Here is a 20631-nt window from a genome sequence, read left to right on the forward strand (position 1 = left end):
TATTACTTCTCAAGACTAACCTGCTTAACAGTGTCTAACGACCTGCTGCAATTTGCAACAGGTCGTTATCAACATACATTTACTTCTATGTAACTTAGAATGAACCCCTTACGATGAACGAGAAACGTCTGTCGTTGTTAAACCATGAACGGTTAAGACGGTCTTCTCCTTGCAACATAGTGGTTCGGATGGTTTCATCCGTTAGGTTAACTGCTTGCAAACCTACTGAAATGCTATCGGTCACATCATAAAAGATTGAGCCGTCTAACTGTCCAGTTGCTTCGTTGAAGATAGGTTTACGTGTAATAACGTCACGAGCAGTCAATAAGAACTCTGAACGCCAGTTATATGCTAAACGCGCATGAATGCGGTCTTTTTCATACATAACAACCAAGTTCACTGTATCTTCTGACAACTGCTCTAGCGGCAAGCCGTCGCGCGCATCGTCAAGAATACTGCCGTCGGTATCAAGATTAGGGTTAGGTATACCGTCAGAACTTAAGTAGGTATAGTTAGCCTGAACACCTAAACCGTCAAACGGTTCTGGCAACATACCAAAGAACTGCTGATATGAAATTTCATAACCCTTCATCGAGCCCTCTTCACCATTTCGAGGGCCAGAAATTACAACCGGCTGAGACGTGCCTGAAACAGGGTTCTCAATAACCGCGCCGCGGTCTCCCGACAAGAAGAAGTTTTCAAGGTCTTTATAGAAGACTGACACAATAAAGTTAGCGCCTTCATCAAAGTACCATTCAAACGATGCGTCGTAGTTAATCGACTCCATTGGTTGAATGCTTGGGTTACCGCCCGTTGCCCGATAGAAGTTAACATTCGCATCGGTAATGTTCTGTACCGGATTACCCTGGTCATCAAGAATTGGATTTCCATCTGCATCGAATGCTGGTTCGCGAGTAACATCAATCTCGTCTGCACTCACGCGTAAGAAACCACGTTTTTGCCCTAAGTTTGGATAAGCGATTGCTTCGGCAACAGCTAAACGTATGAACATATTTTCGCTTAGCTCAGCACGTAAGTTAAAGCTCGGTAACAGATTAGTGTAGTTATCGGTAAATTGGAGCGGAACTGCCGACCCAGTACCAAAATCTCTATCAGCCTGTGGTAAGAACAAGAAACCGAAATCGTTAGGGTCGTAATCTGGTCCGCCCTCATTGATTGCGCGCTGCTCCGTGTAGTCTGGATAAATAACAAAACCATCAGTTTGCGATTCTACGTCAACGTAGCGAACACCAAAGTTACCATCAATAGGAATATCACCTATTTCAAAGGCGTAGTTTGCCTGTACGTAAAGCGCAGTGTTTTCTTCGGTAATCGTGTTTATCTCTTCACGTAAATAGTTACTACCATCTACAGTGGGGTTACCGTCACCGTCGATACGCTCGTTTAACAGGCTATAACCGTCATCACCAACCGCTGCGGCCATTTGCTTAAGTAAATCAGCAAATTGAGGGTCGCCGTAGTTTTTCGCGATATCGAGTGTAGGCACCATAAACTGAGAACCCATTACAATTGCGCCACCCTGCATATCGCTGAAGTCAGCTAATGTAGAATATTGCTGAAGTGCATCAGTCGTTGGAATGCCTCGATTGATCCACCCTGGACCGCCATCGTGCCATGCAGCATGTAAGTGTTTCCAATGGTACGCAGATTCGCGCGTTGTTTGGTCACGCTTAGAATAACGAATACCTGATTTAACCGACTCAATAAAGCCACTGTCAAACACATATTTTGCATCAAACATAAAGGCAGTTTCTTCGCCTTCGTTGTCTTGCGAATGCGGCATACCTGCACGCCAGTAAGCGTTGTTCGGGCTATCGACACCTAACTGACTCTCAAAGCCTGGGTCAGTTGAATAACGGGGATCGAAGAAGCCGATATCAGGCACATCATCGCCATTTGCTTTATAGTAGAAGGTTGCGTTTTGACCATAGAACAATGTGTGGTCAATAACAGTCGCTTCTGCTTCTACACGCTGTGCGTCAAACTCTAAAAACCAGTTGTCGCCAAGCTGATGTTTTACATTAATTGAGAAGTCTTCAACCAAGTTGGTGTCTTCTCTGAAACGCGTAGTTGATTCAACCAAACCGCCGTACTGCGGCCAAAACTCTGGGTTGTTTGAATCACCCCAGTTTTGAGTGTTCTGCAAGCGTCCGAAAGGGTCATCTCCCGGTACGTTTGAACGGTAAGCTGGACCTTGTGCCGTTAACAAACCTTCAATCATGTAGCCGTTTTCGTCGAACACGATTTCAGTACCGTCAACAGGTACGGTTACCGCTTCGTCGTTACGCTGCATTTCAATCGAGTTTTCAGTCCACTCTAACGAAGAGTCAGAACGTATATACTCGGCTGTGATTAATGTATTTTCATCAGGTGAACGCCATTGAATAGATGCTGAGCCGCCTTCACGATCTCGGTCATCTTGCTTTCTTCTTGCGCCAACACCGCGCAATACTTTTTGCGCAATGGGGTTGCCGTCTGCGCCGATAACGTCATTACCGTTCGCATCTTGCACATTACCTAATACCCACAATGGGTTACCGGCGTTTCCGCCTTCTGCGGTATCTGGAGTAGAACGATCATCCCAGTTAGTACCTGTTTGGATACCGTCAGACTGGAATTTCACTCTGGCTTTTGTGTAGTTAACCAAGAAACCAAACTCACCGTTGTCAGTTTGAAAACGGTCGCTGTATAAAAACGAAAACTGTGGAGCACCCTCTTCACGCAAATCGCCATAAACATACTCAGCGTTAAATGCGAATACACGGTCAGGGCTGTCAAAGGCTTTACGAGTATTCAAATCGATAGTACCCGAGATACCACCCTCAATAAGCTCTGCCATTTGGTTTTTGTAAACTAATACGCTACCTACAAGTTCAGGTGCAACGTCCGCAAAGCTCAATCCGCGTCCACTGTTAGCACTGAACGTGCTGCGTCCATTAAACTCGCTTCGCGTTTGGCTCAAACCACGAATAACGATGCCCGTTCCTTCTGTACTGAAATGGTCAGGGTCGTTTCTTGCAGCGAAACGTTCTATGGCAACACCAGGTACACGTTGAAGTGCTTCAGTAATACTTGTATCTGGAAGCGCTGATATATCGGATGCGTCGATGGCATCTAGGAAGGTGCCCGCTTCCCGTTTCATATCTGACGCTCTCATTAAGTTACCGCGCTGGCCCTTAACTTCAATGACTTCTGCCATTTCTTCTTGTTTTTCTTGCTCAGGATCAGGCGTCTGCTGCGCGTACGCACCAGTCGTTAGTCCGGCAATAGCGAGTGCAACAAGACTTTTGCGAAAAAATCTGTTGTGAGAATGTGTGTGTTTAGTTGTGTGCCTAACCATAGTGGCTCCCGTTTTCGAGTTTTTGTGTACCTGCTGCCTGACCAATCTTGGTAAGAGTTATTATGGCGTGCTGCAAAGATACGACTTCGTACTATCCGTGTTTGTGCGGGCTTACACCATTACGTGGATACTGCTCGCATAAACTGCTGCCTATTTAGCAGCTTCTCCGCCAAACTAAACCAAAGTGTTTTATTTGTAAACAAGATGTAATCGCCATAATTTCGATATTAACAAGCGGGTAGAAGAAAATAGGCTAGCGATGCAACTTTTTAGGCTTTTAAACATAAAAATTAACAAAATAACGTAATTCAGCAAAAATTATTATTGATATTTCGTAAGGCACAAAATAAATTTCATAACATCCATTTTACAAAAAGAAGGAACTTTTTGAACTGATTGTTTATGTGGGTCTCAACATGCGTATAGTTTGCGTTTTTACTGCGATGCATAAAAAACTTGAAAATCATGAATTTTCTGTATTAAGGACATAATTCGAAAATAGACGAGTAAAATCGAAGGTCTTGTCGAATGAAGGCGCATATATTTAGAAATAATTAAGACAATGGAGAAACGAGAAACTATAAAAGAGATAGCGGAAAGTATATGCAACAGGTTAAGCGTGCTTAAAGTTTGTAATACGCCGCTGTTTGCACACAAAATGGTGCTATCAACCGCGCATTTGTTAATTTTATGTTACATATGCTGTCGCAACTCTTAAAGCTTCTCTTATGTCATTGTGTGCTGGATTTCTCTTCGCTTGGGCATCTTACTTGTATTTGAACAGACGAGCCCTGACTGAATTTATGGTCAACAGCTTGCTCTATGCGACGTAGCCTTTTTGGCAATGGGATTCGGAATGACGATGGAACGGACCCTTAGTCTAACTTAATGTGCCGGCGGTAAGCTTCGATATTCGGCAGTTTGCTGACGGTATCGCTTATCAATGCAGCGATGTGCTCAATTTGTTTTAAGCTTGCGTGGATGCTTGCTGAATCGAGAAGTGAATGCGCTTTTGTTGGTTTAAATTTGCCGGCCATGAGTAAATTCATCCAAGCGTACTCGGGTAATGGGTCATTGTCATAGTTAGCAAGACGCCCGCTGTTTCGAAAAAGCGTTTGTTTGTGGATAAGCGAAGAAGGTTTTGCCTCGGTCTTTTCGTTGCATTCCTTCCCTTCTAACACTTCTTGCAGAGTCGACTCATATTCCTCGCAGCGAAGCGAACACTCACCAAATACTCGATTATATTCACGGGCATTAATCGCCATATCTTCACTCGTGGGGGCAAGGTTAATAAACCGCGTTATATTGAGAATGTCCATAGCCAAATCACCGAAGTAGGACGGCGCAGGTAGTCCAGTATCTGGCCCAAGCGCCATAATATTTCCTTGCCATGGCTTGTTTAGGCATTGGGCATTGTATGGACTAAACCGAATATCTTGAGGCATAAAGTCGCTGGCGCTTTTTGGCAGCACCTGGCGCAATACATTTAAAGCATCATTGTCGTTCATGCTTTCACTTGAAAAATAAAGACAGAAGTAAGCAGCGCCGCGCAATCGATGGGAGGCTAGCATAGCACCCGACATATATTCTAGGTTCATAACTGCATCAAGCGCAGCATCATCAGGTACATTGGCAATGAGGCGTCTATCAAACTGCGGTTTATTCGCGCAAGCGTCTAGGTCATTAGCGCTTGTATTGCCAAGTGCAGAATCAACCGAACATGAGCTTGAATATGTATGTTGCTCAATTGTATTATCGCTTGGCGTGCTTACATTAGTACTTATATTCGTGCATGCATTCGTACTTAGTGAGCGAAAAAACTGAAGGTCTTGTGTGGCGTCAATGACAAACTGCGCGGCAAGCTTTGAACCATCGCTCAGTTGGATGTTAGATACAATTGCTTTGCTTACGGTGAGAGAAATGCATGACAGGTTTGGCACCTGCTTTACATTAATACCAACGTGCTTTGCATAAGCAACCATCAAGCGAATGAACTTTGTGGTATCTATCGTAATGCCATAATCAAAGCTCGATAATATTGAGTTGTGATCGCCAACCGGGTGGACAAATTTGTTAAGACGAGCCATTTGACTCGCAAGTGAGTAGGCCTCTACATTGGGCAAAGCCGCTTTTACTGCATAATGATGAAATGCAATGCCATTTAAACTCACACCCTTTTGAGCAAAGGGCGCAATAGCGTCTAAAGCTTGCGAAGAATTGCACAAGCGTTGCCCTAAACAAAAGTTCGCTCCCGCCGGACCTATCCAATGCTGCTCTTGCAAGCCTACTTTTTTAAGCTCACTAATGATTTGCGGGCTTAAGGTTTCTGCTTTTGATGGCGATAATTGTGCCATATCTAGTGGAGGACATACTACAGTCACGCTTGAGGCTAAGCGCTGTTTTAAAAAAATGGCCGCAATCCAAGCGCTTGGTGTGTTGCCTAATACTGCAATATCTTGCAAATAGTGCGTCACCTTTGTTCACCGTACAAGCTAGCAGAAGCACTAGAGGCATTTTGTACATCACTGTTTTGCCTTAAATACGCTTCCAAAGTTTCTGCGTTATTTTGCATACGAGAAGTGCCCTCTTTTACAGCTTGCGTTTGCTTTTGCAATATCTGCTCAAGGGTTTGCTTGCTCGCGCGCGCTGCTGAGGGGTGATAAAAGTCAGGTGTCATTCCTTGACCCGACAATACAGCAAGCCAGCTCGGATCTAAGAATTCGCCTGAGGCATACTTAATAATATGTCCTTGGCGTTTGTACATCGCTAATTTATGACTAAGCGAATCAGGTATTGGCATGGTTCTAACATAGTTCCAAAACTCTGTATCAGTGCGCTCAGTCACATGATAATGGGCGATTAAGAAATCACGAATGTGTTCAAATTCTACATTCATCAGACGATTAAATTCGTCGCTAAGTGTTGAGTCAAACTGTTTATCTGGAAATAATTCGATAAGCTGCGTGATTGCCTCTTGAATAAGAAAAATACTGGTTGATTCGAGCGGTTCTAAAAATCCGCACGACAAACCAATCGCCACGCAGTTCTTGTTCCAAAACTGTTTGCGTCTTCCGGTGGTAAAGCGAAGCTGAATGGGGTCGCGTGTGGCCGGGGCATCGAGCGTACTGATTAGCGTCTCGGTGGCCCGTTCGTCGTCTACAAAGTCACTGCTATACACATATCCATTGCCGGTTCGATGCTGCAATGGGATACGCCACTGCCATCCTGCCTCTTGCGCTGTCGCACGTGAATATGGAATAAGCGGTTCGACTCGTTCGCATGGCACCGCCTGTGCGCTATTACATGGTAACCAGTGAGACCAGTCTTCAAAGCCCGACTTGAGTGTTTGCTCAATAAGTAAACCTTTAAAGCCCGAGCAATCAATAAACAGGTCGCCACTAATAACGCTGCCGTCTTGTAGAGTCACAGTTTCTATAAATCCAGAGTGTTTATTTTGCGAAACTTTTGCAATCTTTCCCTCTATGCGTGTTGTGCCTGCTTGCTCACTGCGCCTGCGTAAAAATCGTGCGTACAAAGTCGCATCAACATGATAAGCGTAAGAATATTTAGAAAGTACTGAGTTTGGGTCGGCGCTGGGAAATTGAAACTTGTTGGCTTTTGCTGCATTTACCGCCAGAGAATACTCGCTTAAAGCCTCGGCTTCATTATTTTGATAGGCTTTTAACCAACTGTGATGAAATGGCATATCTTGCTGTGCACTGCCGTATTCACCGAATGCGTGCATGTAGCGGTCGTTGCCGCTTCCCCAATTTACAAATTCAATGCCCAGCTTGAAAGTAGACTGCGTTTCGCGCATAAATTCGCGCTCATCAATTCCTAGCTTTTGATTAAAAAACCTGAGATGCGGCAGAGTCGCCTCACCCACGCCCACGGTGCCGATATCGTCAGATTCAATCAGCGTTAGGCGGGTTTTGTCCAGATTGAGAAAATGAGACAAGGCTGCTGCCGTCATCCAACCTGCGCTGCCGCCTCCTACGATTACAACCTTTTCAATAGCTTGGCTAGTCACAACAGCCCTCTTTAACACAGCATGCAAAGCGGCAATGTTATGGGCTTTGCTTGGAAAACATGATCATAAAGTAACCCAGTAGACAAAAGATGTGAATATGGGAAGTAAATATCACAGGGTAAAAAAGCTTTTACACAACGTATCTGAGCTAATGATTGGAGATAATTTCAAAAACGATATTGCTCCTGCAATTGAGGCTGGACTTCACACAATCTGGTTCAATGGTAAAGACCATAAGACGCGTACCGGAAGGTGTAAGCAGATACAAGGTTTAATTGAGCTATGCACGTAACAAGCGATTCAACAGAGAATATCAACTTATGTCATGCCCCTTGCATTCTAAACCGCCACGCCATAATCTAATAACTCGTCAATGGAGCGTTTTAGGTGTCATGGGTAGTTTAGTTGATTATTTTAATAGAAATCCTATCACTAGAAACGTATTGATATTTAGTGGACTATTCTTTCTGTTAATAGCTGTATTTTCTTTTAGAGGGTTTGAACAGGTCAGACTCTACGGAGAAATTTTATCAACGCATCAAAAAATTTATGGTGGCAGAAGCATTGGGGTCCAGGATAGGGCAAAAGCTTTATTGTCAAGCGGAAACATTGTGACAGTGGCATGCCAACAACCTTGCCCTGTTGGTAAGAATGTAGAGCTCATTCAATATTTAACTGTATTCGGCAAAAAAGTGTATTGGTATGAGGGCACTTAACAAAAACTGAACGCACTCTCTTCGGTCGCTGGAACACATACATGGTTAGGTGTTAGGTTCTTAAAAAAAGGATAATCAAATGAGACTATTTTGTATTGCATTTTTGTGTATAAGTTTTTCTGGTTGCGCGCTTAACATGCCCTCGAATGATAAAATAATAAAACTGTCACACTCTCAAATCGAATGCCCAAAAGAGGATGTGTCGATTGTCCATAGGCGCAACTCCCTCACAAGCCGTGACTGGGAGTTGTCATGTAACGACAAAAAATACTTTTGCGAAATGCATGCAAACGGTTCAGTAAACTGTAATGGCAAACAATAATGAATTTGTGTATGCACGCACCTTACAAAACTTTGTGGTATTTGTAACTTACGCTTGGAAAGGTCAGTTTAAAATAAGAGAAATGACTGATTGCTTGCTCGGATTCATCGTCTTTATCGTAGCGTTTAACCAAATTTTTTAAAACTCAAAAAAGTTAGGCATTCAACAAAAATGTGCAAATTCGAGAGCTTCCGCGATGCCAACAATCCAGACGTTTAATTTGAATTAGATGTCTAAAAATCTATCAAGCTCTTGCACAGGACCGACACACTGGCACAGTACTCAAAATTGCTGTTTCAACGCTAGCATGCAAATAGCTCTAATAATGATAGTGACCATAATATTTGTATTGTAAATCGGTACATTCTTGCTAGCATACCTAGGACGGCCGTTCTGCCGTCTCCACTTGCAAAATTACACGGAGTATTGCTTGAAAACCATCTATCAAAAAATCAAAAACATTCTACATATCACCCTTATCATTGGTATTTTTAGCTTAATGACAGGTTGTGCATCGAAGTCACTTGAGGCACAAAAAGCAAACAATGTAGATTTAACAGCATTGAAAACGATGTATGTTGAAAAACTTCCCGCTGATGAACGTGGGATTGAAATTCTTATTGCTACAGAATTAAACAAACTTGGATATCAGGCAACATATGGACCTAAATTTCCAGCCGACGGTGATTTTGACGCTTTAGTCACATATCAAGATAAGTGGATGTGGGATATTACCATGTATATGCTTGAGCTAAATATTCAGGTAAAAAATCCTGATACAAACTTTATTATGGCCTCGGGACATTCGCACCGAACGTCTTTGGTACGTAAATCAAAAGAAGAAATGGTCTCAGAAGTCGTTGGCGAGATATTTAAATGAACATGATTTCATTGATATCTAAACGCTTTTTTCACCTTACGCTCCTGTCGGTTATTTTATTAACCGGAGGCTGTGCGGCGGGCAATAAATACAATTACGTTGCCGAAGATGTTGGTTTGCCGATTAAAGCTAGTAGCAATACGCTAGTAGGCGTAGGCGCTCAAGACTCTCGACCCTATGTGCTTAATGGAGACAAACCAGCAAAGTTTGTTGGCCTGCAGCGCGGCGGTTTTGGCAATCCATTTGATGTAACCACTGGGTCTCAGCGCGGATTTACTGACGACCTAGCCGGTATTGTGGGAAAGATGCTTCAAAAGTCAGACTTCTCAACAGCATTAAATACATCGTTTTCTTCGTCTGACGAGTTTCTCGCTGCCCTTAAAGCAAGCGGTGCAAGTCGAGGCGTTTATATCGATGTACGAGAATGGAAAACCGATATCTACGCTAAAATTACCCTGCATTACGACCTTGAATTGAGCGTTTATGATAGAAACGGTGAGGTCTTAGCGCAGTCGTTACAGCAGGGGAAAGAGCCTATCGGTGGGGCGTCTATGAGCCAATCAGCAAATGCTAGAAGCGCGAGTTTAGCCTTAGCAACAAAAATATCTTATTTGTTTAATGACGCTAACGTAAAAGCTGCCCTTCAATAAATCTTAAGCTTGTATCTAAGAGCCCTAATGAACACGTCGATGGCGAGTTTATAGGGTTCTTAGTAATCAATGCCTCATTCGAGCACATATAATTAGCTGGACAAGTAACTAGCTTAATAATTCTCAAGACACTACGCCCCTTAAACATGTTCGTCTAATCCAAATCAATCTGCATCGTGTACCAATTTCATGCTCTATTTCCCGCCCTCAAGGACCTATTTGGACATGCTATTTTTACGCACTATTAAAACGACGCGTTTTTATCTACTTATTTTGCTGTATACGTTTTTGCTTGCTGGGTGCGCCAAAACCTCACCTCAATTAGAAGCGCCTATTAGCCTTGAGGCAAACAGCGTAAGTGGAGCGCAAATTTTTGAAGATACATTTTTGGCGCATGGCGGCGCTAATATCGACGAGCTTCACGACGTTAATGTTGCTATCGACGGGCACTGGTATTATTTAATTACAAAAATACAGCCTGAAGTCACCGACACGCAGTTCAGACAGCAATCCGAAGAGCGTTTACTGCTAAATCCGCAAACCTACGCCGTCATATACCAAGGCGAAGCTGGTACCAAGCAGGTTTTACGCACTGCGAATAGTATTGATCTTGCCTACAACGGGCAAACGAGCGGCGATGAACGCATTAAAACAGCCACAGCACTTACCGCCGATGCATTTTACCTGTTTTCTTTAGGGCCGCTTGCGCTGTCAAATCGAGATGTTGAGTGGCGACGATTAAAAGATGGGAAAGAAGACGGCGCATCTTACTATCGAATAAACGGTAAGCTATCACCCGGAATAGGATTATCTGAGAGTGATTTTGTGACGCTCTGGGTTGATAAAAACACCATGCTAACGTTTCGGGTACACATCACTTTAGAGGGATTTGAATCAACAAAAGGCGCCCATGTGGATACCACCTTTTTAAACTACGCAAGCGTTGATGGATTTACCCTCCCAAGCCATTTTTTTGAACGAGTATTAGGCCCCATTAGAATCGACGCCCATGAGTGGTGGTATACCGGTTTGGATATTAATAGAGGGCTTAGCTTGGACGACGTGCGCTTGAATAATTGGTCAGACAAAGCACAAACGCCAGCAAGCGCTATGCAAGGTAAAAAAGAGAAGTAGCGGGCCACTGCGGTGTTTTTTACGGTTTTTTCTGCGGTGCTTTCTGCCCAACGATAAACAATCTTGATGCTTATTTTTGCGCAGGGACCTTAATGATAGGTGTTGGTTTGCTTTCGTCCGTGTATTGACGCGCATGAAATCGCATTACTCGCGGCATGATTTCGCGCCAATATATCCACTTATGTTTCCCCTCATAAGTAAACCAGCTATGCGGCTTATTATGAGCAGCTAAGTGCGCTTGGAAATGACTATTGGCTTGCACAATATCCTTATGATCCTCTGTTCCCCATACTAACAGCAAGGGTTGCATATACATATCTTGGCGCTCTACCCAGCTTATGTAAGGGTCTAGGTCTTTAGGCACGTTGCTTGCATCGGCGTCGATGTCGCCCCATATTCTATCAGTGGGTATTAACCATTTAAGAATTGTTTTTCCTAGACTTGGTTCACCAGGATGCAATTTTGATATGATAGGCGCGCTTATTGCGGCAACACTGCTAAATGTATTCGGCTCGTAGTATGCAAAACGCATAGCACCATGACCGCCCATAGATATGCCCGATATATAGCAAAACTCAGGGCATGGTAAACTTGAATATTGCTTGCTTACATGCGGCATTAGGTCTTTTACAACCCAGTCTCGGTAAAGCCGAGAGCCATCGTGCCAGTTTTCCCAAAAACCTAATTCACCGTTTGGGGAGACGACAATCATGCGCGGCGCTCGCCCTTCGGCAATCGCTTTATCGAGCGTTAAGCCAACTCCAAATTTATCAAAGCTCTTATGATCATCACGCGCACCGTGCAGTAAAACCATGAGCGGAAGTGACTCAGAAGGTGTCCAATTTTCCGGCGTATACACAGAATAAGCCATTTCGCGACCCATCGCAGGGCTGTATATTTGTTCATAAGTACTGCGCTCAACATAGGTATGGGAGGCACACCCTGAACTTACCAGCACAAATAAAAACAAGGCTAAACCTAAAAAGAAAGTTCGTTGGTTAATTGTTCTCAATCAATGCCTCACTATTCTTTGCATGAATTTAAAGTTCAACGCCATGTTTTGATGAAGAATTGTTAGACACCTGCGCTATAGTAACTCACAAGGAGGGACTGCGTTTGAAAAGCGCTGTAAACCCATCCATGGGCGCTCGTCGAAATCATCCATGATTTCGATGTTTTCAAACGCAGCCCCCATGTAACTTATGCGATTTGCCAAAACACTACTTTCAACTAAACATAGTCAAATTTAGGCTTATTTCAATGCTAATGTTTACGCCAAGCGAATGAAAAAGATTAAGCTATAAAATCGTAAGAAGAGTGAATCTGTGTCACACCTAGATTTATATCTTAAGCGACCAAGACTTTTCGTGAGAGGTAAAATGCTGAGGAACTACCTCTGTAAGGGATATTTCAATGGCATCATCCTCACTTGCGACTTCTTTAGCAACTGAGAGAGAATAGTCTTGCAAGAGCATTTTGTGAGCAAAGGCCCACTGGCTGATTACCTTTTGACTGTCGCTGTGGCATAAACGAGGCTTGTCGGTGTAAGTTAAATCAAAATATATGCTTGAGTCTATCACTACTCTCCCTTTCCCCTCAGCTTTTACGAACGCTTCTTTCAATGTCCAAAGTTTATAAAAGTAGCAGACAGAATCGACTGATGGTAAAGCATCGCAATGCCACTCTCTGGGATGGAAATAATGCTCTGCAATACGTTCGACGTTTCTTTTAGCATTGATATGCTCAATATCCACACCAATACGGCGGTCAGATGCAATACCTATCAGAATTTTATCTTGGCTATGAGACACATTAAAATGAAGCTTATTGTCATTATCGCCAAGTAATGGTTTTCCAAAACGATTGATGTTGAGGTTCACCGCTTGAGGGCTGATGCTGGGCAAATAAGAGGAGAGTATGAACCGAAGAGATGCGCGAGCTATTAAATATTGTTGTTGACGCTGAGTGGATTTGAACGACAACATTCGCGCATTCTCTGCCTCAGACAACACGCTCTTATATTCATCGACCAAACGATGTGAGATAACGCTTTGCGAGTCAATCAACCAAAGGTGAACGTCAGACGGTGATTTGAGAGTGTTTTGTAAGTTAATGGCTATTTCTCAAATCGCCACGGAGAGCGCAACATTCTGCACCACTGAGCGGGTGATGGGTATACTTGCTTACATTGCTCAAAGGCCTGCTTTTTGCCGCTTACTGAATACTCATTGATATTATCAATAACAACGCTCGTCACTTGCCCAGTAGCGTCTTGAATATCAATGTTCAGCATGAGTGGTTGCTGCGGGCTTTGTGTTTTTTTAATTAGGATATTGTTGATACCTTGGCGCATAAACTCGCTTTCAGGTATCAATTGCGTCACCGCGCCGTTTTCAAGCAAGTTAACAGAAAACTCATCTGCAAAATATTCAACGTCACCTTTGAGTAAGCGCAAAAATATCTTCGACATACCGTAGCGTACTTTGCCCGATAGCGCCTCAATTTCACCGCTTTCATCAATCCGAAAGTTCGTGGTCGCGTTGGCAAATAACAAGACTTCAGAAAACGGCGTGTTTGCGTTCCAAATTAATCCTAAGCCGCAGGAGAAGAAAAAATCTCCCGTCGATTTAATCGGCATAGGAAGGCCGTCTATGTGCTTAGTTTGCGTAAAATCACCAGAAAAGTCACAGCTACTCGGAAATACCTCTGCCAACATAGCCTGTTCGTTTATTTGCGCGCTATCGTTTGCGTGCGTTATACCGCTGACTAAGAACAATAAAACTGACAAAACAAAACCAGTGCTCTTAATCATCTGTGTACTCGTTGAGGTACTTACCCACAATATCTTTTAAAAACTGAGGCGACTCATATTGGGTAATGTGATCGGGCATTGAAATAGCAAACTGCGTGGTATGTGCTTTGGTATGTATAGCATTGCTCGCAAGGTCTCTAATGACGTAGTTAATTTTGAGGCGATGCTCAAACTCAACAAACCACGCTTCTATTTTTACCTTTTGGTTAAATACTAGGGGCTTTACGTATTTAACTTGGATATCAACAATGGGAAAAAAGAAGCCATTTTCTTCCATAACAGCGTACGGACAGCCCGCCTCTTCTAGCAGCGCGCAGCGCGCCATCTCAATATACTTTGGATAGTTACCGTGCCAAACGATTCGATATGAGTCGACATCAAAAAAAGGAATTTCGAACTCTAATGCGACTGGCTTCATCGCCTACTTCTCGTTCAACTGACTATCGACTGGCTGTTCTGCATCGCTCGATAGCTCAGCGAATGCGTCAACCACGTCTTGAATCGTTCTTACCTGATTAAACTGCTCAGCAGAAATATCCACATCAATTTTTTTCTTGAGGTCTATGAGCAAGTCGACCGCGTCAATACTGTCAATATCTAGGTCTTCGTAGAGCTTCGCCTCTGGAACGATAGCCTCTTCGTCGAGCTCAAAAATATCTACCAAGATTTCTTTTATTTGAGCAAGTATTTGTTCTTTTTGTGCATTCATAAATAAGGTTCACTGCATTGTTTGTGTAAAAGTTTGTGTAAAAGTACTAATGTTAAAGATATTCGCTTTGCCGCTTATTTTACCTGACCGTAATCTGCTGTCTAATGCTTGTTGATAAATTGGTGTTATTGGCTGCGGGTATTGGCCAAGCGATGTCACAATTTCTTATTAGCATTCTAGCCCCTACTGACACACGCATTCTATTTCTACCAGTAAGTCGCTGCGACAAACGTCGGCCAAGGTGATTACCCTATCGACACCCGCGTATTGTTTGTTCAGCCATTGCTCTACTTCGCTCACATGCGCCTGATGACGCACATACACCTTCAAGGCCGACAAGCGTTTATTATCTGGGTTGGCGTGCGCTAATAAATGTGCAATATTGTCTCCTGTGACGTGCAACTGCCCCTGCACATCGCCCACCGATACCGTCTCATGCCCCACAATACTGGCGGTGCCTGAGATAAACAAGTGCGTCGAGGACTCACCACCTCCCATAGACGCTAACGACAGCGCCGTGGCCCGAGCAAACGACGGACTGCCAATGCCGTACTGACGCGGATATTCATAAGCATTTACCTGCTTAATATTCTTAAAATGCTGCGGCGCACTGTGGCTGGCAAACACATAGATGACCGCACCGCGTCCATGATGCCCTAAAGCAGACGCCGCCGGAAATTGACTCGGCGCAATGCCCAAGGCCTCAAACGCCGCTAAACGCCCCGCGCAAAAGCGTTTGTACACTTCCTCATCACCCTCCCCTTCATTAATGCTAGGCAGGTAGTTCCAACACCGAAATAGATGCGCAAAGCCATGTGCCTTGAGTACCGACATTATCGACAAATACGCCCGGCGCGTCGAGGCTTCAATATCGTCGCATTCACTTTCATCTAACCAACGGGCAACGCACATCACATCGGCGTTTTTTGACCAATCGCAATGCTCAGACCGACCTCGTACAACAGGTCCTTCAACTTGCCATAGCTCGTTTAATGGCGGGCTGTGCTCTGGTGGCTCGCTGTGCTCTGGTGACTCGCTGTTCTCTGGTGGCTCGCTGTGCTTGGGGCAGCTATCAATACCGGTATAAATCAGACCAGGCTCAGTGCGCTCGCAGCGCCCAGACAGAGGCATAACAACTAAGGTGCTGTCTTGGCTCAATAGCTCAGCACAAGGCACAGATGAATAACGTTGGGTCAACATAATATAGGCAGGATTACGACTGTGGATGTTCAACAAAAAAAGATTAACGCTTTTACCGCGTGTTTTTAACATACCGGCGATTTTACCAGCATATCGGCGCATAAAATTAGTGTTTAATTTCCCCTTAGTTTAAACTAGTGACCCTAGAAAATAAAGAAAACACAGCCCAAGGGATGACTCACAATGACTACTCACTCACCCGCCGAACTGAAAATGGCAACCCTGTTAGTAGAGGCACTTAACCTAGAAGATATGGAGCCCAATGAAATTGACCCGAACGAAGACTTATTCGGCGACGGACTTGGACTCGACTCCATCGACGCCCTCGAAATCTCGCTGGCCATTTCCCAAGAATACGGCGTGCAAATGAAAGCCGAAGATGAAGCCACTCGAGAAGCTTTTAAAAACCTCGCTTCGCTCACCGCTTTTGTTGAAAGTAATAAGTAACACAACGCTCAGTCTTAAGTAGTAAATCATGAATACATTTGCGCTAGTCGCGCGCGAACCTGACGCACCAATCGCTTATTTATCAAAGCCCATTGCTAATTTTGGATTGGCAGCCGGCGTCGTCAATACCGAGCGTTTTTTAATGGATGTGCAAGCGCTCGCAGCGCTGTTAGCACGAGGTTCGTATGCAATAAATTTATGTGAGAATCGCTATCTATTCATGGTCGGCTTTTGCGCAGCAATCACGCGCGGGCACACCAATTTATTGCCACCTAATAAAAATGTGTCGACGCAGCATCAGCTAAGCCAAGACTATCCGGGCATATACATTATTCACGACGGGGCCACTATCGATGAATCGATGCCGAGCATTGATTTGCGTGCTGTTTCGTTTAAGCATGCGCTAGATAAAGCCAAAAATGGCGCTTTATCTATACCTGAAATTGATAACGACCACCTCGCCTGCATCAGCTTTACGTCTGGCTCTACAGGCAGTTCAAGCCCCAACAACAAGTATTGGCATACGCTTCATCGCAGCACAAATATTAACTATCGATACATGATCCCCCCAACAAGCGAAACGGTTTACACCTTAGCGACCATGCCGGCGCAGCACATGTGGGGCCTTGAGACATCGATTTTAATGCCGCTTTTTCAAAATGTATGTGTGAGTGATGCTAAGCCGCTGTTCCCTCAAGATATTATGCAGGTATTGCGCGACTTGCCAGCACCTCGCTTATTGGCCTCTACGCCTGTGCATTTAAGAGCGCTCGCGAGCAGCGACAACAACACCCATACCGCCGAGCCTCTAAGTTTGTTTTCATTGCTATGCGCCACATCACCTCTCACCACGAAACTTGCTCAGCAAGTAGAGACGCAATTTTCAGCGCCTCTGCTAGAAGTGTACGGATGCAGCGAAGTAGGCTCGATGGCAGTTAGACGAACGGTTAAACAAGAAAATTGGAATAAGTTTGACGGTATTGAATTTACTCAAAAAGGCGTTAGCACAATTGCTAGCGCCGAGCATATTCCAGGAGACGTGACGCTTCAAGATGGGATAAAAATGCATGGCGATACACATTTTACGCTCTCTGGCCGAGCAACAGATTTGATTAAAATCGCCGGCAAGCGGGGCTCTTTGTTAGAGATAAACAAGGTACTTTTATGCTTTGACGGCTTACAAGACGGCGTAATAGTTATGCCCGATTCAAATAAAGACAACACACGTTTATGTGCGCTAGTGGCATTAAAACAAGGTATTGATAAAACCATGCTTAGGCAATATCTACAAACTAATTTAGACAGCGCATTTGTGCCCCGCCCTATCTATGTAGTGGACGCACTTCCCAGAGAAAGCAATGGCAAACTGCTTAAACGCCGTGTAGACGATATGTTGGCAACGCTTCGCTCAAAATAGACTGGCGCGCAACATTCCCAAGCTTTGACCTATTTACTCAGATAGCATAAACTCATATTACTAAACCGAGTAGTCTATTAATTAAATAAAGAAATATGCAAGCACCCAAAGCAGGCCGTCCAAAAAGCAAAGAGAAACGCGAGGCTATATTGCATTCGGCGCAAGTGCTCTTTTTGGCAAATGGAGTAAAACAAACCTCAATGGAAGAGGTGGCAAAGCACTCTGGGGTGTCTAAACAAACCATTTATTCGCACTATCAAAGTAAAGATGCGCTGTTTTCAGCGGTGATATCAAATAAGTGCAAAGAATACCTCATCACTACCGAAGAACTCCCGAACAACGAATCGTCTCTAGAAACCGCCCTTACCCTCATTGCGAATAAGTTTCTTGCCTTGCTGCATGACGAAGTGGTAATTGCTACCTATTCCATTGTGATTGCAGAGGCGAGCAATGCGCCAAGGGTGGCCGAATTATTTTATGAAGCAGGCCCGAGGGCGAGCGTAAATGCCTTAACTGAGGTTTTATGCACGATGTCTAAAGGCAGCCTAAATGAACATACCGCTCGCGCTTTAGCTATTGATTTTTATACCTTTTTGAAGGGTGATTTACACACGCGTAGTTTAATGAACTTAGATTTCAGACTGAGTGACGAGCAGCAAGAGGCTTATGTGAAATCGGTGGTTAAAAAAACGCTGTGTTTGTATGAGCACTATTACCAATCATAAATTGTGTGAGTCACATCGCACGTTTGCGCGTTAAATGGCCTTACGCGGCACCGCATCAGCAGTGCCGGCTAGGGGTAGTTTTCCTAACTATTGAACAGCTTAACTAGTGAACAGCTTAACGATTGAACAGCTTATCTATTCAACTGAAAGAGACCAAATAGATACGCTGCCTGACACTTCATTGCCGATGACCAGAAGCGGTTCACCGCTTGGGCTGGAAGCAGCATCAATAAAGGTCATGCCCTCAGGTGCCAAATCGCCCGTTATATCCGCGCCTTCCTCCACGCCACGATTGTTGAAGTAACTAATAAACTGCACGTTGTAAGGGTTGGTAATATCGTAAACCATGACACCGCCCATGCGCTCAAGGCCAACAAAGGCATATTGTCGATTATCGATTTTACCTAGCGTTAACGCTTCAGGCTCTGGGCCTTTCGCATCTGAGCGAGTATCACCTTCATTTTCATCATTGTTATTGTTAAACAATGGGCCGTAAATTGACGCCGTTATACGCTCCATGTCATCCCCCGAATCGAACACTACGAGTCCGTTCGCATCCCAAATTGTGAATGAACGGGCGCCATAAGTGTATAGCTCATCAAAAATACCGCTGCCGTCAACAGATCCATCTGTCGCGCCTTTAAACGTGGTAACCAATAATCGACCAATGTCATTATCATCGTTGTTGAGATAGTCGAAATTACTGCCGAGCGTTAGGTCTTCTACCCGAATTTCATCGATGAACGCCAAACATCCGTCGTCTTCATCAAATTCCAGTCCACCTGCGGCAAGACAAGCTGCTTCATCGGCTGCGTCAAAAAAGTACTCTCTGCCGTCACCTTCGTTGGCGGTAACAATAAAGTTAGCGCCATTCCAAGCATAACTATCTACCGTGTCAGCTTGGTACATGCCGTAGAGGCCAGGATACTGCTTGAAGTTAACGCCACCATCTCTATCTGAGGCGTCTAGGTTCAACATGGCCCACTCTTTAAATCCTAGCCCGATAACGCCAGATAGCGTGTTATCTGATAAATCAACAATCGCCAACGCATTAGCCTCTTGAATAGATACAAACGCAAAAGCGTCGTCTTCACTCACGCCAACATATTCAGGCTCAAGGTCTTTTGCAACAGATGCCTCGTAAAGATTACCGTTAATAGTACGACCGTCGGGATTAGCGAAAATAGCGCCCTGCGCCTCTAGTGCGGCCTGATTGACTGACTCGAACGTGATTTCAATGTGATTATCTGCGGGCACACCGCCTGTTAATTCGATGATAGAAATACTGCCGATTGGATCAACGCTGTAGTCTCCCGATGGCTCACCCTCGTTTGCCACTATCGCTTTGTTGCCGTCGTGCGTAAAAACTACGCTGTCTGGCAAAAAACCAACTTCTACGTTTTTCAAAAACACCGGTTGTGCGCCTGATACATCATAAAAGGCGATATGCCCTCGCACACCGGTATCTTCAGCGGCAACCGCCACCGCAAGCACGTCGTTATTGTTATCGAACGCTATGCTGTTGGCTTCACCCGTTAGACCGCTCGACGCGTTAACATCCAGCGTAATGGCAGGGTCCAAATTAGTATTGGTAAAAATGCCTTGGGCATCGGGCGTAAGGGCGGCGCCGTCAACGTTATTTATATCAAGTATTTCCACTACGACGGGGTCAGTTGAACTATTCACTGCATATACCCAAGCTTTACTTGCCTGATAGGCAACAATCTCGGCCGCTCCTTCAGGGTCAGCAGGGTTTAATACCGCTCTGCCGATAAGTGTTGCATTCAGGCTGATAGGCGCATTAGCGCCATCGCTTCCGTTTGTGCCGTCTTGACCATCTGCACCGTTCGCACCTGCTACGCCAGCAGGACCGGTTGCGCCAGCCTCACCGTCGTCACCGTCTAAAACACAGCCTGAAAGTGCAAAACAAAGCACGGCTATTGTACTGAGAGCTTTAAGCTTACCTTGTGTCATTTTTATTTTTCCTTAACGTAAAAAACATAAATTAGTGACACAAAGAGTGAATGAGAAAAATGTCAGTTTAGTGAATCAAATGTGACCTATCGGTGACATCTTTTTTACGGATTTATGAAATGGTTAAAATGAGGTTCGTGAGAGTTTTTGTAAGAGCGAGATAAATCACACCAGAAAAAAAAGCCTCGCAGGCTGATGCGACGCTGACTTGTTTTATTTACAAAGGCTTGTATGAGCGCTTAAGTGAGTATTTA

At 44.4% G+C, this 20631-nt stretch carries 18 protein-coding genes; 8 read left to right on the forward strand and 10 right to left on the reverse strand.

The genetic code is table 11. The features are described from left to right. Nucleotides 1-94: 94 nt before the first annotated feature. From ACFO4O_RS07355 to ACFO4O_RS07365, 3 genes are all read right to left on the reverse strand, one after another. Entirely contained in the window at nt 95-3361 is a 3267-nt protein-coding gene (locus ACFO4O_RS07355) for a TonB-dependent receptor (protein WP_382406978.1), read from the reverse strand. An 875-nt stretch (nt 3362-4236) separates the two neighbouring features. Then, nucleotides 4237-5835 carry a tryptophan 7-halogenase gene (locus ACFO4O_RS07360; protein WP_382406979.1) on the reverse strand — a complete coding sequence of 533 codons (1599 nt, stop codon included), beginning with the start codon at nt 5833-5835 and terminating at the stop codon, nt 4237-4239. After that, nucleotides 5832-7391 (reverse strand): tryptophan halogenase family protein, encoded by a 1560-nt coding sequence (locus tag ACFO4O_RS07365; RefSeq protein ID WP_382406981.1) that lies wholly within the window; start codon nt 7389-7391, stop codon nt 5832-5834. The genes ACFO4O_RS07360 and ACFO4O_RS07365 overlap by 4 nt, the downstream gene beginning before the upstream one ends. Before the next feature lie 151 nt (nt 7392-7542). Between ACFO4O_RS07365 and ACFO4O_RS07370 the strand changes: the two genes are divergently transcribed. The 5 genes from ACFO4O_RS07370 (at nt 7543) to ACFO4O_RS07390 (ending at nt 11093) form a co-directional block, all read left to right on the forward strand. Beyond that, on the forward strand, nt 7543-7683 hold the full coding sequence (locus ACFO4O_RS07370) for an HAD hydrolase-like protein (protein WP_382408267.1): 141 nt from the start codon (nt 7543-7545) through the stop codon (nt 7681-7683). 100 nt (nt 7684-7783) lie between these two features. Further along, on the forward strand, nt 7784-8107 hold the full coding sequence (locus tag ACFO4O_RS07375) for a hypothetical protein (RefSeq protein ID WP_382406983.1): 324 nt from the start codon (nt 7784-7786) through the stop codon (nt 8105-8107). Nucleotides 8108-8859: 752 nt separating this feature from the next. Next, nucleotides 8860-9309, forward strand: coding sequence for a hypothetical protein (locus ACFO4O_RS07380; RefSeq protein WP_382406985.1), 450 nt, complete (start codon nt 8860-8862; stop codon nt 9307-9309). Continuing rightward, nucleotides 9306-9959: a hypothetical protein gene (locus ACFO4O_RS07385; protein ID WP_382406987.1), complete on the forward strand. Its 654-nt coding sequence runs from the start codon at nt 9306-9308 to the stop codon at nt 9957-9959. Before ACFO4O_RS07380 ends, ACFO4O_RS07385 begins: the two co-directional genes overlap by 4 nt. A 225-nt stretch (nt 9960-10184) precedes the next feature. Further along, a complete protein-coding gene (locus ACFO4O_RS07390) occupies nt 10185-11093 on the forward strand; it encodes a hypothetical protein (protein ID WP_382406989.1) in 909 nt (302 codons plus the stop codon). A gap of 70 nt (nt 11094-11163) precedes the next feature. Here the strand turns inward: ACFO4O_RS07390 and ACFO4O_RS07395 are convergent, their stop codons facing one another. The 6 genes from ACFO4O_RS07395 to ACFO4O_RS07420 form a co-directional block, all read right to left on the reverse strand. Continuing rightward, on the reverse strand, nt 11164-12105 hold the full coding sequence (locus ACFO4O_RS07395; RefSeq protein WP_382406991.1) for an alpha/beta hydrolase: 942 nt from the start codon (nt 12103-12105) through the stop codon (nt 11164-11166). A 328-nt stretch (nt 12106-12433) separates the two neighbouring features. Then, nucleotides 12434-13159 (reverse strand): 4'-phosphopantetheinyl transferase family protein, encoded by a 726-nt coding sequence (locus tag ACFO4O_RS07400; protein WP_382406992.1) that lies wholly within the window; start codon nt 13157-13159, stop codon nt 12434-12436. A 50-nt stretch (nt 13160-13209) separates the two neighbouring features. After that, nucleotides 13210-13905, reverse strand: a complete 696-nt coding sequence (locus ACFO4O_RS07405; protein WP_382406994.1) for an outer membrane lipoprotein carrier protein LolA — start codon at nt 13903-13905, stop codon at nt 13210-13212. Beyond that, complete coding sequence (locus ACFO4O_RS07410; protein WP_382406996.1) at nt 13898-14323, reverse strand: acyl-CoA thioesterase; 426 nt, start codon at nt 14321-14323, stop codon at nt 13898-13900. The genes ACFO4O_RS07405 and ACFO4O_RS07410 overlap by 8 nt, the downstream gene beginning before the upstream one ends. Before the next feature lie 3 nt (nt 14324-14326). Then, nucleotides 14327-14614: an acyl carrier protein gene (locus tag ACFO4O_RS07415; RefSeq protein ID WP_382406998.1), complete on the reverse strand. Its 288-nt coding sequence runs from the start codon at nt 14612-14614 to the stop codon at nt 14327-14329. Between the two features lie 183 nt (nt 14615-14797). After that, the gene (locus ACFO4O_RS07420; protein ID WP_382407000.1) at nt 14798-15886 is read right to left on the reverse strand and encodes a chorismate transformation FkbO/Hyg5 family protein; all 1089 of its coding nucleotides are present in this window, start codon (nt 15884-15886) and stop codon (nt 14798-14800) included. 111 nt (nt 15887-15997) lie between these two features. Between ACFO4O_RS07420 and ACFO4O_RS07425 the strand changes: the two genes are divergently transcribed. The 3 genes from ACFO4O_RS07425 (at nt 15998) to ACFO4O_RS07435 (ending at nt 18403) form a co-directional block, all read left to right on the forward strand. Further along, nucleotides 15998-16261 (forward strand): phosphopantetheine-binding protein, encoded by a 264-nt coding sequence (locus ACFO4O_RS07425; protein ID WP_382407002.1) that lies wholly within the window; start codon nt 15998-16000, stop codon nt 16259-16261. A gap of 28 nt (nt 16262-16289) precedes the next feature. After that, nucleotides 16290-17678 (forward strand): AMP-binding protein, encoded by a 1389-nt coding sequence (locus ACFO4O_RS07430; RefSeq protein WP_382407004.1) that lies wholly within the window; start codon nt 16290-16292, stop codon nt 17676-17678. A 95-nt stretch (nt 17679-17773) separates the two neighbouring features. Beyond that, nucleotides 17774-18403 (forward strand): TetR/AcrR family transcriptional regulator, encoded by a 630-nt coding sequence (locus ACFO4O_RS07435; protein WP_382407006.1) that lies wholly within the window; start codon nt 17774-17776, stop codon nt 18401-18403. Between the two features lie 135 nt (nt 18404-18538). Here ACFO4O_RS07435 and ACFO4O_RS07440 read toward each other — a convergent pair whose 3' ends face one another. After that, nucleotides 18539-20377: a choice-of-anchor I family protein gene (locus ACFO4O_RS07440; RefSeq protein ID WP_382407008.1), complete on the reverse strand. Its 1839-nt coding sequence runs from the start codon at nt 20375-20377 to the stop codon at nt 18539-18541. Nucleotides 20378-20631: the final 254 nt, after the last annotated feature.

Origin of the sequence: Glaciecola siphonariae (assembly GCF_042652645.1) — a bacterium.
GTDB lineage: Bacteria > Pseudomonadota > Gammaproteobacteria > Enterobacterales > Alteromonadaceae > Glaciecola > Glaciecola siphonariae.